The 16,692-nt window shown below is 58.7% G+C and carries 18 protein-coding genes and 1 other RNA gene; 9 read left to right on the plus strand and 10 right to left on the minus strand.

Going from position 1 to position 16,692, the window contains the following annotated elements:
- Positions 1-27: 27 nt before the first annotated feature.
- Entirely contained in the window at positions 28-585 is a 558-nt protein-coding gene (locus GHO25_RS17070; protein WP_153391393.1) for a YecA family protein, read from the minus strand.
- Between the two features lie 134 nt (positions 586-719).
- Here GHO25_RS17070 and GHO25_RS17075 point away from each other — a divergent pair, with 134 nt between their 5' ends.
- The 4 genes from GHO25_RS17075 (at position 720) to GHO25_RS17090 (ending at position 2,147) form a co-directional block, all read left to right on the plus strand.
- Positions 720-929 carry a TIGR02449 family protein gene (locus GHO25_RS17075; RefSeq protein ID WP_048366881.1) on the plus strand — a complete coding sequence of 70 codons (210 nt, stop codon included), beginning with the start codon at positions 720-722 and terminating at the stop codon, positions 927-929.
- Positions 926-1,243: a cell division protein ZapA gene (locus tag GHO25_RS17080; RefSeq protein ID WP_048366882.1), complete on the plus strand. Its 318-nt coding sequence runs from the start codon at positions 926-928 to the stop codon at positions 1,241-1,243. Before GHO25_RS17075 ends, GHO25_RS17080 begins: the two co-directional genes overlap by 4 nt.
- A 31-nt stretch (positions 1,244-1,274) precedes the next feature.
- A non-coding RNA gene (gene ssrS / locus GHO25_RS17085) (6S RNA) lies at positions 1,275-1,452 on the plus strand.
- A gap of 89 nt (positions 1,453-1,541) precedes the next feature.
- A complete protein-coding gene (locus GHO25_RS17090; protein ID WP_153326039.1) occupies positions 1,542-2,147 on the plus strand; it encodes a 5-formyltetrahydrofolate cyclo-ligase in 606 nt (201 codons plus the stop codon).
- Positions 2,148-2,191: 44 nt separating this feature from the next.
- On the opposite strand, the gene GHO25_RS17095 is transcribed toward GHO25_RS17090, so the two are convergent.
- A complete protein-coding gene (locus GHO25_RS17095; protein WP_088500273.1) occupies positions 2,192-2,341 on the minus strand; it encodes a hypothetical protein in 150 nt (49 codons plus the stop codon).
- 196 nt (positions 2,342-2,537) lie between these two features.
- Here GHO25_RS17095 and GHO25_RS17100 point away from each other — a divergent pair, with 196 nt between their 5' ends.
- The 4 genes from GHO25_RS17100 to GHO25_RS17115 all read left to right on the plus strand — a co-directional run bounded on the left by GHO25_RS17100 (position 2,538) and on the right by GHO25_RS17115 (position 8,108).
- On the plus strand, positions 2,538-2,987 hold the full coding sequence (locus GHO25_RS17100; protein WP_153331446.1) for an EVE domain-containing protein: 450 nt from the start codon (positions 2,538-2,540) through the stop codon (positions 2,985-2,987).
- 305 nt (positions 2,988-3,292) lie between these two features.
- Positions 3,293-4,258 carry an HlyD family secretion protein gene (locus GHO25_RS17105; RefSeq protein WP_048366884.1) on the plus strand — a complete coding sequence of 322 codons (966 nt, stop codon included), beginning with the start codon at positions 3,293-3,295 and terminating at the stop codon, positions 4,256-4,258.
- On the plus strand, positions 4,255-6,990 hold the full coding sequence (gene rbbA / locus GHO25_RS17110; protein WP_153391395.1) for a ribosome-associated ATPase/putative transporter RbbA: 2,736 nt from the start codon (positions 4,255-4,257) through the stop codon (positions 6,988-6,990). The genes GHO25_RS17105 and rbbA overlap by 4 nt, the downstream gene beginning before the upstream one ends.
- Entirely contained in the window at positions 6,990-8,108 is a 1,119-nt protein-coding gene (locus tag GHO25_RS17115) for an ABC transporter permease (RefSeq protein ID WP_048366886.1), read from the plus strand. Before rbbA ends, GHO25_RS17115 begins: the two co-directional genes overlap by 1 nt.
- 105 nt (positions 8,109-8,213) lie before the next feature.
- On the opposite strand, the gene GHO25_RS17120 is transcribed toward GHO25_RS17115, so the two are convergent.
- The 8 genes from GHO25_RS17120 to GHO25_RS17155 form a co-directional block, all read right to left on the minus strand.
- The gene (locus GHO25_RS17120; protein ID WP_178110121.1) at positions 8,214-8,618 is read right to left on the minus strand and encodes a flagellar basal body-associated protein FliL; all 405 of its coding nucleotides are present in this window, start codon (positions 8,616-8,618) and stop codon (positions 8,214-8,216) included.
- 93 nt (positions 8,619-8,711) lie between these two features.
- On the minus strand, positions 8,712-9,377 hold the full coding sequence (locus GHO25_RS17125) for an energy transducer TonB (RefSeq protein ID WP_178110122.1): 666 nt from the start codon (positions 9,375-9,377) through the stop codon (positions 8,712-8,714).
- 141 nt (positions 9,378-9,518) lie between these two features.
- On the minus strand, positions 9,519-10,178 hold the full coding sequence (locus GHO25_RS17130) for a gamma-glutamylcyclotransferase (RefSeq protein WP_153326046.1): 660 nt from the start codon (positions 10,176-10,178) through the stop codon (positions 9,519-9,521).
- 239 nt (positions 10,179-10,417) lie between these two features.
- Positions 10,418-11,386, minus strand: a complete 969-nt coding sequence (locus GHO25_RS17135) for a CDP-6-deoxy-delta-3,4-glucoseen reductase (protein ID WP_153391399.1) — start codon at positions 11,384-11,386, stop codon at positions 10,418-10,420.
- Complete coding sequence (ubiD, locus tag GHO25_RS17140; RefSeq protein WP_048390472.1) at positions 11,386-12,852, minus strand: 4-hydroxy-3-polyprenylbenzoate decarboxylase; 1,467 nt, start codon at positions 12,850-12,852, stop codon at positions 11,386-11,388. The genes GHO25_RS17135 and ubiD overlap by 1 nt, the downstream gene beginning before the upstream one ends.
- 144 nt (positions 12,853-12,996) lie before the next feature.
- The gene (rho, locus tag GHO25_RS17145; RefSeq protein WP_048366890.1) at positions 12,997-14,256 is read right to left on the minus strand and encodes a transcription termination factor Rho; all 1,260 of its coding nucleotides are present in this window, start codon (positions 14,254-14,256) and stop codon (positions 12,997-12,999) included.
- Positions 14,257-14,489: 233 nt separating this feature from the next.
- The gene (gene trxA, locus GHO25_RS17150; protein ID WP_003206727.1) at positions 14,490-14,819 is read right to left on the minus strand and encodes a thioredoxin TrxA; all 330 of its coding nucleotides are present in this window, start codon (positions 14,817-14,819) and stop codon (positions 14,490-14,492) included.
- A gap of 121 nt (positions 14,820-14,940) precedes the next feature.
- Positions 14,941-15,648: a FadR/GntR family transcriptional regulator gene (locus tag GHO25_RS17155; RefSeq protein WP_048390473.1), complete on the minus strand. Its 708-nt coding sequence runs from the start codon at positions 15,646-15,648 to the stop codon at positions 14,941-14,943.
- Positions 15,649-15,904: 256 nt separating this feature from the next.
- On the opposite strand from GHO25_RS17155, the gene GHO25_RS17160 reads away from it, so the two are divergent.
- Positions 15,905-16,690 carry a transporter substrate-binding domain-containing protein gene (locus GHO25_RS17160; RefSeq protein ID WP_048366892.1) on the plus strand — a complete coding sequence of 262 codons (786 nt, stop codon included), beginning with the start codon at positions 15,905-15,907 and terminating at the stop codon, positions 16,688-16,690.
- Positions 16,691-16,692: the final 2 nt, after the last annotated feature.

Raw genomic sequence — 16,692 nt, forward strand, 5'->3', positions numbered from 1 at the left:
GCAGACGGATTCCTTCTTGAAGATCAATCAGTGCAGCGAAGGTTTCGCAGCAGCAGCCTCGGCAGGCTTTTTGGTCTCGGTGAACAGCAGCAATGGCGCGACGCGCAGGTATTCCATGACTTCCATGTAGTCGCTTTCGCCGTCATCCGACTCTTCCAGGGCGTCTTGCACCTGGGCAATGGCGGCCAGGTCCTGCAGCACTTCGTTGGCTTCATCGCTCAAGGCATTTTCACGGTAGTTCAGGCCAAAACCGGCCAGGAAACCCTGGCACCACTGGCCTAAGGCTGCAGCTCGCTCGGCCAACGGCGCATCGTCAGTCGGCAGCAACAACACAACGGTCATGTCGTCACTGGTCAGCTCACCCTTGACCATCTCTTGCAAACCGATCAAGGCATTGCGTACGTTGTCTTGTGGCTCACCTGAAAGCAGCTCGGCGGCGTCAACCAACCAGCCGTCAGCATCGAAACCGGCGCCGGAACAACTACGGCCCAGCAAGTGGCCATGCAATTCAGCAGGCGAAACGGAATGGCCACTGGAGGTCAGCAGGGTTACAAAGGCGTGATACGGGGAGTTCTGAATAGGCATGGTCAGCTAGGCGCCAAGCGGCGCTATGTCTAGAATGGAGGCCTTGTATCCTAGCATCGGCAGACGGGCTAGACCATCGAGGCGTCAACTGGCTTGGCAGTCCCCCTCCATCAGAAAATACACAGTAGGACACAATGGAAGACAGCGACCTGCATGCACTGATGGCTAGACTCGAGTTGCTGATTACACGAGTCGAGCAACTTAAACGCCAAAACGGACTCTTAGTAGCTCAGGAAAAGACTTGGCGCGAAGAACGCGCGCACCTCATTGAAAAAAACGAAATCGCCCGGAACAAGGTGGAATCGATGATTTCGCGTCTCAAAGCCCTGGAGCAAGACTCATGAGTACAAGCAGTAGCGTCACCGTACACATCCTCGATAAAGAGTATTCGATCATGTGCCCCCAGGAAGAGCGCGCCAATCTGGTGAGTGCTGCACGTTACCTGGACGGCAAGATGCGCGAGATCCGCAGCAGCGGCAAGGTCATCGGTGCTGACCGTATCGCCGTGATGGCCGCACTGAACATCACCCACGACCTGCTGCACAAGCAGGAAACACCCGAAGTACAGACCAGCAGCGCAACGCGTGAACACGTCCGCGACCTGCTCGATCGCGTCGATCTGGTTCTGGCCACTGATCCGAACGAACGTCAGAGCTGATTCAAAACGTTTCTTTGGGGTATACTCTCGCCACTCCCTGGAGTATTCGCCAGTTAGCGATGTCCCTGAGCCGATTCGCAATACCCTGGAGCTTGCACGTTGGGCCGGTGTGCATGTCCGCTAGACGGAAAGCCTTAAGGTCTACTGCAACTTCCACCTTGAACTTTCGGGTTCAAGGGCCAAGCCGACAGCGGTACGTCGGGGAGCCTGATTTCCAAGTGCAATGCCAGCCTGCTGCTGGCATTGGCTGACTACGAGCCAACCGCCCGGTGGGCTCGATCTCGAACAGCACGCCATCATGACCGAACCTGCGACGCCCTCCCGCCCGCAACTTCGCCGACTGCTGCGTAAAGCCCGCCGCGAATTGTCGCCCTGCGAGCAACGTCAGGCAGCCCGTGGCCTGTATCGGCAATTGGCGCAGCATCCGCTGTTTCGCCGCGCCAAACACATCTCGCTGTACCTGCCCACCGACGGTGAAATCGACCCGCGCCTGTTGCTGCGTGAAGCACAGCGCCGGGGCAAGATCACCTACCTGCCGGTGCTCAGCGCCTGGCCCAGAACCAAGATGGTGTTCCAGCGTTATGCGCCGGGCGAAAAGCTGATCCCCAACCGCTTCCGGATCCTGGAGCCGCGCATCAATCGCGCACGCCAACGCAAAGTCTGGGCTCTGGACCTGGTGTTGTTGCCATTGGTGGGGTTTGATGCGAAGGGTGGCCGACTGGGCATGGGCGGCGGTTTTTATGACCGCAGCCTCGCGTACCTGGCGCGCCGCCAAAGCTGGCGCAAACCGACGCTGCTGGGCCTGGCCCATGAGTGTCAAAAAGTCGGGAGTCTGGCTCAAGCCAGTTGGGATGTACCGTTACACGGCACGGTCTCGGACACGCAGTGGTACGTCGCGCACTGACCCTCAAGGCATCACGTTGCAGCGATGCCTTCGTTTATGAGTGGTTAGCGTTTGAAAGGTTGTACTTGTTGTTGCGCCAGTTCAATCGGTGAATCGTTTGAAGTTGACCAGAGGCTTTGCGCATAACCGGTTGTCACCACGCCCAGACCGAACAAAATAACCAGCACCCACAGTAAATCCGGTTTGCGTTTCATCGATTGCCCCCCTTCAGGCACATCAACACGATGACAGCAACGGTTTTTGTTATAGGCCGTGCAGCAACGTCAAGCTTAAAATGGCGGCATTCTGAGGCAACACGAACAGACACGCAAACGCTGGTGTCAACCGATTGTCGGTTTATCCAAATGTTGCCCGGCTAAATAACTACGCCATGTTTCAGGAGCCCAAAGAATGGCCTATTGGTTGATGAAATCCGAGCCTGACGAGTTTTCAATCAAGGACTTGCAGAAGATCGGCGAAGCTCGCTGGGACGGTGTGCGCAACTATCAGGCGCGCAATTTCATGCGTGCCATGGCCGTGGGCGACGAGTTTTTCTTTTATCACTCAAGCTGCCCGGAGCCGGGCATTGCTGGAGTCGGCCGAATCGCCCAGGCCGCTTACCCGGATCCGACCGCCCTCGATCCCGAAAGCCATTATTTCGACCCCAAGGCCAGCCCCGAGAAAAACCCGTGGAGCGCCCTGCAAGTCGCCCACGTGCACACCTTCCCCAAGGTGATCAAGCTTGACTACCTCAAACAGCAAAGTGCACTGGCTGAAATGCCACTGGTGCAAAAAGGCAGTCGCTTGTCGGTGATGCCGGTGACGGCCGAGGAGTGGGCGGTGGTGATGGGGTTGCTGTAGGCGATTGCAGGGCAGTTCCGTAGCAGTTGCCGAGCCTGCGAGGCTACGTCCGATTGCGAAGCGATCGTAAACGCTACATGCAAGGTAGTACTGACACACCGCAGTGCTTGGATTTACGACTGCTATGCAGTCGGACGCAGCCTCGCAGGCTCGGCAGCTGCTACGCACTTCGCGCGCCATCAATCTATTTCATATCAAGCAACATCCTGTATTCACGTCTACGCTACTGACTTCCTTTGACTGGCATCAAGTGCCCTGCGCCTTGAAACCGTCAAACTAGAGCGCTCTGTGACCAGGATGTCGGCATGTCGAAGAATCACCGCATTTCCCATTATTTCGTTATCCCTTTGGCGATTCTGCTGGTGGCAGCAGGCGGGTTTGGTTACTGGAAATCCCAGCATGACCGGCTCCCCGAAGGCATCAGCATGGGCAATGGCCGACTTGAATCCACTGAAGTCCAGATCGCCGCCAAGATCCCCGGCCGCCTGGCCGAGGTGCTGGTCGATGAAGGCGACCGCGTAACCAAGGGCCAATTGCTGGCCCGCATGGACACCCGCACGCTGGAAGCCAGCCGCGTCCAGGCCCAGGCCGAAGTGCAGCGCGCCCGCCAGGCCATGGCCGCCAACGAGGCCAACGTGCAATTGCGCCAGAGCGAAAAACTGCTGGCCAGCCAGGAACTCAAGCGCACCCGCCAACTGTCGCAACGCGGCTTTGCCAGCGGCCAGCAAGTCGACCAGCAGCAAGCCCAATTCGACACCAGCAATGCCGCCGTGACCGCCGCCCAGGCCCAGGTCGCCGCAGCTAAAGCGGCCATTGCGTCCAGCGAAGCCCAAGTGGCGCAACTCACCAGCGAAATAGAAGACAGCAGCCTGCGCGCGCCCATCAACGGCGTGATCCAGCTGCGTCTGGCCGAGCCCGGTGAAGTACTGGGTTCGGGTGGCCGGGTGTTCATGATGATCGACCCGAGCGACCAGTACATGAACCTGTACCTGCCCGCCGCCGTGGTCGGCAAACTGACCGTGGGCGCCGAGGCGCGTATCGTGCTCGATGCCCTGCCCGATCAGGCGTTACCCGCCAAGATTTCCTTTGTGGCGGCCAAGTCGCAGTTCACCCCCAAAGAAGTTGAAACCCGCGATGAGCGCCAAAAACTGGTGTTCCGCGTCAAATTGCGCCTGACCGATCCTGAAGCCGTGCCCCAGGCCAAGCCAGGCATGCCGGGCGCAGGCTATGTGCGAACCGCCGATGTGGACTGGCCGGCTAATCTGCAATGAGCGTCCTGGCGCTCAACGCCAGTGGCATCAACCACTGGTACGGCAAACAACAGGCGCTGATCGACGTTGCGTTCAGCCTGCCCAAAGGCACACGTTGCGGCCTGATTGGCCCGGATGGCGCGGGCAAATCGAGCCTGCTCGGGCTGATTGCCGGGGTCAAAAAACTCCAGCAAGGCACCCTTGAGGTACTGGGCGGCCCGATTGATGACCGCCATCACCGCAACACGCTGTACCCGCTGATTGCCTTTATGCCCCAAGGGCTGGGCGGCAACCTCTACCCCGAATTGTCCATCAGCGAAAACATCCGCTTTTTCGGCACGCTGTTCGGCCTGTCTAAAAAAGAATGCGAAGAGCGCATGGAGCAGTTGCTCAAGGCGACTGATCTGGAGCGCTTCGCCGATCGCCCGGCGGGCAAGCTCTCGGGCGGCATGAAACAAAAGCTCGGCCTGTGCTGCGCACTGATACACGAGCCTGACTTGCTGATTCTCGATGAGCCCACCACCGGCGTTGACCCACTGTCGCGGCGGCGCTTTTGGGAGTTGGTCGAAGACGTACGCAGCCAGCGCCCGCAACTAACGCTGTTGGTGGCCACGGCCTACATGGAAGAGGCCGAGCAATTTGAACACTGCCTGATGCTCGACCGGGGCAAGCTGATTGCCGCAGGCTTGAGCGAAGAGCTGGCCGCCGCATCGCCCAACGGCAAGCTGGATGAAGCTTTTACGCACTACCAGGGCGACAGTGGTCACAGCAATGAGCCGCTGGTGATTCCGCCCCGGGTCGGCGACAACAGCGACATCGCCATTGAAGCCCACGATCTGACGCTTAAGTTCGGCGATTTCACCGCCGTGAACAAAGTCAGCTTTGCCATTGGCCGAGGGGAAATTTTCGGCTTTTTGGGCTCCAACGGCTGCGGCAAAACCACCACCATGAAAGTGCTGACCGGCTTGATGCCGGCCACCGAAGGCAGCGCCAAACTGCTGGGCAATCCGGTGAATGCCAAAGACTTGGCCACCCGCAAGCGCGTCGGCTTTATGTCGCAAAGCTTCTCGCTGTACGGCGAGCTGAGCGTGCGCCAGAACCTGGTGCTGCACGCGCAGTTATTCGACCTGCCCAAAGACGAAAGCCAGGCACGCATCGAAGAGCTGATCGAGCGATTCGACCTGGGCGACGTCGCCGATCAACAGTCCGGCGAATTGCCGCTGGGCCTGCGTCAGCGTTTGTCTTTGGCGGTTGCCGTACTGCACCGCCCCGAAGTGCTGATCCTCGACGAACCGACCTCCGGCGTTGACCCCGCCGCTCGCGATGACTTTTGGCGATTGTTGATCGAGCTGTCGCGGGACCAGGGGGTGACGATCTTTTTGTCGACCCACTTCATGAACGAAGCCCAGCGCTGCGACCGCATCTCGTTGATGCACGCGGGCAAGGTACTGGCCTGCGATACGCCTGATGCGCTGCAACAGCAGTTCAAGGGTGAAACCCTGGAAGCCGCGTTTGTGACGTGCCTGGAGCAGGCGCAAAACGATCAGGGCGCCGCCACCCCGCCGCCCGACACCGAAGCCATCGCCGCGCCAGCCGCCCATGCGCCGCCCCCGCCGAGCAAGAGCGGGTTCAGCCTGACGCGGTTGATTGCCGTAGCCAGCCGTGAATCCAAAGAACTGTTGCGCGACAAGGTGCGCATGGCCTTCGCCTTGCTGGGCGCCGTGTTCATGATGGTGATCTTTGGCTATGGCATTTCGCTGGACGTGGAAAACCTCGCGTTCGCCGTCTACGACCAGGACCAGACACCCCAAAGCCGGGCCTACTTAGAGGCATTCCGCAGTTCACGGTATTTCGAAGAGCACACACCCATCCAGAGCCCCGAAGAACTGCACAAGCGCTTGCAACGCTCCGAGATCAAAATCGCCCTGGAGATACCGCCGGGCTTTGGCCGCGACCTGTATGCCGGGCGCCAGCCCACGGTGGCGGCCTGGATTGATGGCGGCATGCCGTTTCGTGCAGAAACCAGCCGCAGCTACGTCCAGGCGGTGCACCAGGGCAACCTCGAACAGCTGAGCGCCCTGAGCAGCCTGGCGCAAAACAAACAGTCCGCGGCCAAACTCGAAGTGCGTTTTCGCTACAACCAGGACGTTATCAGCGTGAACGCCATCGGCCCCGGCGTGATGGCGCTGATCCTCGCGTTTATCCCGGCCATGCTCACCGCGCTGGGGATCGTCCGTGAAAAGGAGCTGGGCTCCATCACCAACTTTTACGCCACGCCGTTGACCCGCCTGGAGTTTTTGCTGGGCAAACAGGCGCCGTATCTGGCAGTCAGTCTGGTCAACCTGGCGTTGCTGGTGGCCATGAACCGCTGGCTGTTTGGCGTTCCGTTTAAAGGTAGCGGCCTTACCCTGGCGTTGGGCGGCGTGCTGTATGTGCTGTCGACCACCAGCATGGGGCTGCTGATTTCGGCGTTCACCCGCACCCAGATTGCCGCCATCCTGGGCACCATGATCATCACCAGCCTGCCGACCATTCAGTTCTCCGGGCTGATCGTGCCGCGCTCTTCGCTGGACGGTTCAGCAGCGCTGATGGGCATGCTGTTCCCGGCCGGGCACTTCCTTGATATTGCCGTGGGCACCTTCACCAAAGCGCTGGACCTTCGCCAGCTATGGCCGCAATGCCTGGCGCTGTTCGGGTTCTTCGTCGCCTTTACCGGCCTGAGCCTGATCATGCTCAAGAAGCAGGAGGTCTGATGCATAAGCTCTCGCACATCCTGCGCCTTGGCCTCAAAGAACTCACCAGCCTGCGCCACGACAGCGTGTTGCTGCTGTTCTTGCTGTACGCCTTTACGGTGGCGATTTACATGCCGGCGGCGGGCTCCATCATTGGCGTGCACAACGCCAGTGTGGCGATCATCGACGAAGACCACAGCGCGCTGTCACGCAAGCTCAGTGAGTCGCTGCTGCCCCCGGAATTCAAAACCCCGCAAGCCCTGCCCTATGACCAACTTGATGAGGCGTTGGACAAAGGCGAATACACCTTCGTGATCAACGTACCCGCCAACTTCCAGGCCGATTTACTGGCCGGCCGCGAGCCCGCTGTGCAGCTCAACGTGGATGCCACCGCCATGAGCCAGGCGTTTATGGGCGCGGGGTATATCGGGCAGATCTTCCAGCGCGAGTTGCTCGATTACGCCGGGCAAGCCAACGCGGGCGCGAAAGCCCCGGCACTGATCAGCAGCCGCCCATTGTTCAACCCGAACCTGGAAGGCGGCTGGTTTTTGGCAGTGATTCAAATCGTCAACAACATCACCATTTTGGCCATCGTACTGACCGGGACCGCGCTGCTGCGTGAGCGTGAACACGGCACCCTGGACCACTTGCTGGTGTTGCCGCTGACTGCACTGGAAATCATGCTCGCCAAGATCTGGAGCAACATGCTGGTCGTGGTGGTGTGCACCTGGCTGTCACTGGAGATCATCGTTAAATGGGCGCTGGGCGTGCCGCTGTCGGGTTCGCTGGCGTTGTTTTTGATGGTCACCGCACTGTATCTGTTTGCCAGTACCGCGCTGGGGATCTTCCTCGCCACGCTGGCCCGCTCAACACCGCAGTTTGGTCTGTTGGCGATACCGGTGATCATCCCCATGCTACTGCTCTCGGGCGGTAGCACACCGCTGGACAGCATGCCCGAATGGCTGCAATGGGTCATGCAATGCTCGCCCTCCACCCACTTTGTGAGCTTGAGCGCGGCTATCTTGTTCCGGGGGGCGGGGGTTGATGTGGTGTGGCCCGACCTGCTGGCCCTGACGGCGATTGGCCTGGTGTTCTTTGCCGTCGCGCTGGCGCGGTTCCGCAAGAGTTTGGCGTCGTAAGGCCCTTTACTCTTGTAGGAGCGAGCTTGTCTCGCGATCTTTTGAGCGTTTAAAAAGATCGCGAGGCAAGCTCGCTCCTACAGTTTGTAATGCAGCGCGAATCGGTTACTGAACAATCAAATTATTGAACAGCAGGTCTTCCACCATCGGCTTGCCGGTCTCGTCCGTCATGACTTGTTGCACCTGTTTCAGTGCTTCCTGGCGCACTTTTTCTTTGGCTTCGACACTGCCCAAACTCTCGCTGGTTTGCTGGGTAAACAAGCCCACCAACTGGTTACGGATCAACGCGTCATTGGCCTTGACCGCCTTCGCCGCTTCGTCACTCGACACGCGCAGCGAGATATCGGCCTTGTACACCTTGAGCTTCGGGCTGCCGTCCAGCCCGTAATTGCCCACAAACGGTGGGCTCATGGTGATGTAGCTAACCTTCGCGGCGCCTTCTGCAGCTTCTTCGGCAAGCGCCGTCATCGGCAAGGTCAGAGCCAGCAGCAATACAATCCACGCTTTCACAATTCGCTCCTTTGTTCGAGATGGCGGTAAGCATACCGGGGCAGCTTACAAACCTGTCTACCGTTATCGGCCAGCGCTGCAAAAGCCGTAGGTTTACTCGCGTTTAATCGCCATGCCCCCGGACTCCAACAAGGCTTTGACGCTGGGCGGTAGCAAGTCGACAAATGTGCGGCTGATTCTGCGCTGACAGATTTTCGTCACGTTGAGCATGCTTTGGGATAGGTCGAACAAGCCCAGCGTTAGCGACTCATTGTCGTACTTCCCGTCAACCAACCCTGCAATCAAATGCTTTTGGGTTAGCCGGAATAATGTGACGTTCGCGAGCGGAATTTTCGTATCACTGCGAACATACCTATCGATCTCCCGATTGAGCTGCAGGCAGGTTGCGGTCACCAAATCGAGCGGCTGGTCGCTTTGTTTACCTTTCTTCACAGGCTCATACTCAAAAACCATGGGCACGAAGACCTCCAGCTCCTGCGGGTTATCCCCTGTCAGCGGCCGGCTTGAGAACCGCCACTCGCCAATGACCTTGAGGGCAGCCCCGGCAAACAAGGGATGAGAGCTGTAAACGATTTTCGGATCAACCACCGACCCATCAGCCTTGACCACAACTTTCAACCGCACCTCTCCATCCGAGCCTGCGTATCGAAGATCATCGGGGAAGTCAGGCTTGATCAGGTATTTGACGTCGGGGAGCCACGCCTCTGCCCACGCACTCAGTGTCATGAACATCACCACAAACCCGACTAAGCCTTTCATCACCTTCCCCCCGGACGCTGCGCTCACATGAGCACAGAGGGGAAGCATGATAGGAGTGTGTCGCCAGGTTTCTCAGCCCATCGGCTCTGATCCTGTTGTGGGATGGCTCCGATTAAATGGACAGAACCCTCAAACCAACCCTTACGGCTTGGCCAACACACAGCGCTTGAGGCGCGCCTCCAGGTTGCGGTCTGGCATGGCGTGGCTGCGCAAGGCGCTGATGGTCTGTTCGACGTAGTCGCGGGTGGTGCCGTAGCGCCCGCTGGCATTGGCCAGCACCTGGCTGAGTACGCCGTCCGGAAGGTTGCCCGCGTAGCTGGGCAAATGCCGCTCCAGTACAAACCCCAACGCCTGGACCTGGTTACCGTCTTCAAGCCGGCAGTTCAGCCAGTGCGGCCGATAGGAAGGCACCGGCATTTCACGCCGCCACAAGGCGTTGAGCGCCGCTTCAAGGTTGTCTTCAGGCAGGCGATAGGCAAAGCCACTGCACGAGCCACCACGGTCCAGGCCAAAGACCAGGCCGGGCAGTTGCGGCGTGCCACGATGCTCGTGGGACCACAAATACAAGCCGCGATGGTAGCCATGCACCCGGCCCCGCACCCGCTCGACAGCTGTGCATTCAGGACGCCAGATAAGCGAGCCATAGGCGAACAGCCAGACCGGACCGCCTTGATGGCACGCCATGGTGGCCTGCAAGGATTGCTGAAGTTGTTCTGGGGTCAGGGGCGCCCCAAGATCTAGTCGAGGAGGGTAAATCACGTTTGTACACGCTGATTCAGAAACAGTTATCACAGAAGGCATGGAGTCCTACAGGCATTGCATGCGGCGTACTAGAAAATAACGTTATGAATCTTATAGCAGTAAAAATGAAATAACCCGCACGGCAAGACGTATGGCGGCCAGTAATCCGATTTCTTGTAAATCAAGAGCCCCCTCACCCTAGCCCTCTCCCGGAGGGAGAAGGAACTGATTGGGGGATGCTGACGATTATCGGTGGCCTGCTTGCTGCGCGACAGAGCGGCGTCGAAGACGGGGTTACGTCAAGGACGGGGCGCGTAGGCGAACACGTCGGCGCGCATTTGGTGCGCGTCCATGCCCGCTTCAACCAGCGCGTCGAGGGTGCCGTAGATCATGGCAGGCGAGCCGCTGGCATACACCGAGACAGCGCTAAGATCGCTGATGTCTTCACACACTGCTTCGTGCAACAACCCGCACCGCCCTTCCCAGCCGCACAAATCACTGACGACTTTGTGCAAGAACAGGTTGGGGATTTGCTGCCAGGCATCCCACTCTTCCAACGTATAAAAGTCTTCAGGGCGACGCACGCCCCAGTACAAATGCACCGGATGCTTGAACCCTTTGGCACGGCAATGCTCGATCAGGCTGTGCATTTGCGCCATGCCGGTGCCCGCGGCGATCAGCACCAGCGGCCCGTCCGGCAGTTCAGACAAATGCGTGTCGCCAAACGGCAGCTCCAGACGGATCATGTTGTTGCGTTGCAACTGCTCGATCAGGCTGCGGGCGCTGTCTTCGCGCACCAGCACGTGCAGCTCAAGGTCGCGCCCCGAGTGCGGTGCGCTGGCCAGTGAAAACGCCGACTTTTCGCCGTTTTCACGTTCCAGCATCACGTATTGCCCGGCGTGATAGCGCGGCAGTTTGCCCGCCGGTGCACGCAAGCGCACCCGCCACACATCACCACCCAATTCGACACATTCGGTCAACTGACAGGCCAAGCTACGCACCGGTAATTCTCCCAACGCAAGGACGCCATCCCACAACACCACGCAGTCTTCCAGCGGCGCCGCCAGGCAGGTGTAAACCTCGCCATGGTCACGGACTTCACCCGCCTGCTCCACCTGCCCTTCAACCAGCAAGGCTGCGCACACGTGGCAATTACCATTGCGGCAGCTTTGCGGGCATTCATAGCCCAGGCGCTGCGCCGCATCCAGAATCCGCTCGCCAGGCAAGGTGTCCAATACGGCGCCTGAAGGCTGCAAGGTTACACGCATCAATCTATTCCTAATTGATTCCAGATGTCATCGATCCGGCGAGTCACGGCCTCATCCTTGACGATGACCCGCCCCCATTCGCGGGAGGTTTCGCCTGGCCATTTGTTGGTTGCATCCAGCCCCATCTTCGACCCCAGGCCCGAAATCGGCGAGGCAAAGTCGAGGTAGTCGATTGGCGTGTTGTCGATCATCACCGTGTCGCGCTTGGGGTCCATGCGTGTGGTGATGGCCCAGATCACGTCGTTCCAGTCGCGCGCGTTGATGTCGTCGTCGGTGACGATAACGAATTTGGTGTACATGAACTGGCGCAAAAACGACCACACACCGAGCATTACGCGCTTGGCGTGCCCCGGGTACTGCTTTTTCATGGTCACAATGGCCATGCGGTACGAGCAGCCTTCAGGCGGCAGGTAAAAGTCAGTGATTTCCGGGAACTGCTTTTGCAGAATCGGCACGAACACTTCGTTGAGTGCCACGCCCAGAATCGCCGGCTCATCCGGTGGACGGCCAGTGTAGGTGCTGTGGTAAATCGGTTTGATCCGGTGGGTGATGCGCTCAACGGTGAACACCGGGAAGCTGTCGACCTCGTTGTAGTAACCGGTGTGGTCGCCGTACGGGCCTTCCGGGGCCATTTCGCCGGGATGGATCACGCCTTCGAGGATGATCTCAGCGGTAGCCGGCACTTGCAGGTCGTTGCCTCGGCACTTCACCAGCTCGGTGCGGTTGCCGCGCAGCAGCCCGGCGAAGGCATATTCAGACAAGCTGTCTGGCACGGGGGTGACGGCGCCCAAAATGGTGGCCGGGTCAGCACCCAGCGCCACAGACACCGGGAACGGCGTACCGGGGTGTTTTTCGCACCACTCACGGTAGTCCAGCGCACCGCCACGGTGGCTCAACCAGCGCATGATGACTTTGTTGCGGCCAATCACCTGCTGGCGATAAATGCCCAGGTTCTGGCGGTCCTTGTTCGGACCTTTGGTGACGGTCAGGCCCCAGGTAATCAGCGGCGCCACGTCTCCCGGCCAGCAATGCTGAACCGGCAGCAGGCCGAGGTCGACATCGTCGCCCTCAATGACCACTTCCTGGCACACCGCGTCTTTGACGACTTTCGGCGCCATGGAAATGATCTTGCGAAAGATCGGCAACTTGGACCACGCGTCTTTCAGACCTTTAGGCGGCTCGGGCTCCTTCAGAAACGCCAGCAGCTTGCCGATTTCACGCAGCTCACTCACCGAGTCAGCGCCCATGCCCAAAGCCACGCGCTCAGGCGTGCCGAACAGGTTGCCGAGCACAGGGATATCGTGACCCACCGGGTTTTCAAACAGTAAGGCCGGACCTTTGGCGCGCAATGTGCGGTCGCAGATTTCGGTCATTTCCAGTTTGGGTGACACCGGAACCTGGATGCGCTTGAGTTCGCCGCGCTGTTCCAGGCCGCTGATAAAGTCACGTAAGTCGCGGTACTGCATGCTTGAGCCTCATGTTGGCCGTGGCGTTGGGGCACCGAGTGTAGCGCCCAAGCCGCGTGATCTGAAGGGAGAGCTGCCCAAAATCAAGAAAGGTTAGACAGCAAAAAGCCGGGTTTCCCCGGCTCTTGCTTAACTTCCGGCGATTTACTTGCGCTTCATCGACAGGAAGAACTCATCGTTGGTCTTGGTCTGCTTCAGCTTGTCGATCAAGAACTCGATGGCTGCTACTTCGTCCATCGGGTGCAACAGCTTGCGCAGGATCCACATGCGTTGCAACTCGTCGTCAGCGGTCAGCAACTCTTCACGGCGGGTGCCGGAACGGTTGATGTTGATCGCCGGGAAGACGCGTTTTTCAGCGATTTTGCGGTCCAGAGGCAGTTCCATGTTGCCGGTGCCTTTGAACTCTTCGTAGATCACTTCGTCCATCTTCGAACCGGTTTCAACCAGTGCGGTGGCGATAATGGTCAGCGAGCCGCCTTCTTCGATGTTTCGCGCAGCACCGAAGAAACGCTTTGGTTTCTCAAGGGCGTGGGCATCAACACCACCGGTCAATACCTTGCCGGAGCTCGGGATCACGGTGTTGTAGGCACGGGCCAGACGGGTGATGGAGTCGAGCAGGATCACCACATCTTTTTTGTGTTCGACCAGGCGCTTGGCCTTCTCGATCACCATTTCGGCAACCTGCACGTGGCGGGTTGGCGGCTCGTCGAAGGTGGAGGCAACCACTTCGCCGCGCACGGTACGCTGCATTTCGGTCACTTCTTCCGGGCGCTCGTCGATCAACAGAACGATCAAGTGCACTTCCGGGTTGTTACGCGAAATGTTCGACGCAATGTTCTGCAGCATTATGGTCTTGCCCGCTTTTGGCGGAGCAACGATCAGACCGCGCTGACCTTTACCGATCGGGGCGCAGAGGTCGATTACACGACCGGTCAAATCTTCGGTGGAACCGTTACCGATTTCCATCTTCATGCGCACGTTCGGGAACAGCGGGGTCAAGTTCTCGAAGAGAATCTTGTTTTTCGCGTTCTCTGGACGATCGAAGTTGATCGTGTCGACTTTCAACAGTGCGAAATAACGCTCGCCTTCTTTTGGCGGGCGAATTTTACCGACGATGGTGTCGCCGGTGCGCAGGTTGAAACGTCGAATCTGGCTAGGCGAGACGTAGATATCGTCCGGGCCGGCCAGGTAAGAGGCGTCAGCAGAGCGGAGGAAGCCGAAGCCGTCCTGGAGGATCTCCAGCACGCCATCACCGGAGATTTCCTCGCCGCTTTTCGCGTGCTTTTTCAGCAGGGAGAAAATCACGTCCTGCTTGCGCGAACGGGCCATATTTTCTATGCCCATCTGTTCGGCCAATTCGAGCAGTTCGGTAATCGGCTTTTGCTTGAGTTCAGTCAGGTTCATATAGGAATGACGTAATCATTTATGGAGGGGGAAATTAAGCTTTTGGCTTAATGAGGCCGCGCCGCAGAGAAGGCGACAGGATCGCGTACTAATTCGATAAGGAGTGCGTCGGCGACGGCTTGCAGGGGGCAGTGGAGAAACCAGTGCGGGGCCGAATGTACCACTTGAGTTTCATAGCGTCTAGTCCTTGAGCCATGAAAAAGCCCCGCAATTTGCGGGGCTTTTAACAACGCTTAGATATTAGCGTCGAGGAATGCAGCCAGTTGCGACTTCGACAGCGCACCGACCTTGGTGGCTTCAACGTTGCCGTTCTTGAACAGCATCAACGTTGGAATACCACGAACGCCGTGCTTGGCAGGGGTTTCCTGGTTTTCGTCAATGTTCAGCTTGGCAACAGTCAGCTTGCCTTTGTAAGTCTCGGCGATCTCATCCAGAACTGGCGCGATCATTTTGCAAGGGCCACACCATTCAGCCCAGTAATCGACCAATACAGCGCCTTCAGCCTTGAGAACATCGGCCTCAAAGCTAGCGTCGCTAACGTGTTTAATAAGATCGCTGCTCATGGAAGTCTCCGTGGTTGTAAGCAAAAACGTAGCACATCATAGCCGTCATCACCGCGTTCAGGAAGCTGACGGATGATTGTCTATTACTATGGCCGCACATGAGCCTGAGTATGACCCCCTTTCAGAACACGCCGGAGGTGACAAAAGCGATCCCGGTGCGCGAAGCCGCCTGGCGTATGTGCTCGCTCATGGCTTTGTGCGCTGGCCCGCTGGCGTGGCGCGCCAATGCGCGAAGGATTTTGCGGTGTTCTTGCCAGGTTTCCATCGCCCGTTCAGGGCGAATAAAGGGCAATTTCTGGCTTTCAAGAAAGATATCGGCGCGGGTTATCAGAATATTCGCCATGGTCTGGTTGCCACTGGCGCGCAAAATAATCTGATGGAACTCAAAGTCCAGTTGCGCCGCCCGGGCGAAGTCCTCGGCGCGCAACTCCAGGCGCATGGCCTCGACATTGTCTTGCAGCACGTCGAGTTCATCACGGGTCAGCCTCACGGCGGCCAATCCTGCCGCCAACCCCTCAAGCGCGTAACGCAATTGAAAGATGTCCTCAGGGCAGGCCTGCGCCGCAAAAGGCCAGTCAGACGCAGTGGCGATCGCTGCGGGCTCACCCACCGTTTGCACGTACACGCCTTTGCCGGGCTGGACGCTGACCACGCCCAACGCACTCAATGACGACAGCGCCTCGCGCAATGACGCCCGGCTGACCCCCAACTGCACCGCCAGATCGCGCTGCGAAGGCAATGCATCACCCGGCGCAAAGCCGCGCTCATCGATCAGTTTACGAATGGCCAACAGCGCCACTTCGGGTACCGCGCGTGCGCTTGAATTCATCACAAATCGACTTGATCGGCTGAGGTTGGAACGTAGTTGTAAAGCTATTGCCGGCGCTCGGCAAGTCACGCCCCACGACGGTTCAAGCCGTGTACGCAACGCCCGATAGAGGTGCAAAAAGCTCGGCAACTGTTCAGACCAGTCCGACCGCCGCAAGCCTTCTGAACCCTGCCTCCCAGCCCTGAAACCGCTGTTGGCATGGCCTGTGCTCTGTCCAACAGCAGACATCACCGTCCACCCGATTTGGAGAGTTGCCATGACCCAGCGCTACAGCGCCCTGATATGTGCCTTGTTCGCCAGCCTGGTGTTGTTTCAGACACCGGCCCGCGCCAATCAACTTGATGACGTGATGGCTCGCGGCACCTTGAAGGTTGCCGTCCCGCAAGACTTTCCGCCGTTTGGCTCGGTAGGCCCTGACATGAAACCGCGCGGCCTGGACATTGATACGGCAAAACTGTTGGCCGACCAGCTCAAGGTCAAACTGGAACTCACGCCGGTCAACAGCACCAATCGCGTGCCGTATCTGACCACGGGTAAAGTCGACCTGGTGATTTCCAGCCTGGGTAAAAACCCGGATCGCGAGAAAGTCATCGACTTCTCCCACGCCTACGCGCCCTTCTACCTCGGCGTGTTTGGTCCGCCAGACGCAGAAATCAAGACGCTGGATGACCTCAAAGGTAAAACCATCAGCGTCACCCGTGGCGCCATCGAAGACATCGAGCTGACCAACGTGGCGCCTGCCGGTGTCACGATCAAACGCTTTGAAGACAACAACTCGACCATCGCCGCCTACCTGGCCGGGCAAGTAGACCTGATCGCCAGCGGCAACGTGGTGATGGTGACCATCAGCGAGCGTAACCCTAAACGCATCCCGGCCATGAAGCTAAAGCTCAAGGACTCGCCGGTGTATGTCGGGGTCAACAAGGGCCAGCCTGAGCTGCTGGATAAGGTGAACCAGATTCTGAGCGCCGCCAAAGCCGACGGCAGCCTGGAAAAGAATGCGCTGCAATGGCTTAAAGAGCCGCTGCCAGCCGACCTCTGATC

The organism is Pseudomonas sp. FSL R10-1350, assembly GCF_009600525.1.
GTDB classification, from domain to species: Bacteria; Pseudomonadota; Gammaproteobacteria; order Pseudomonadales; family Pseudomonadaceae; genus Aquipseudomonas; species Aquipseudomonas helleri.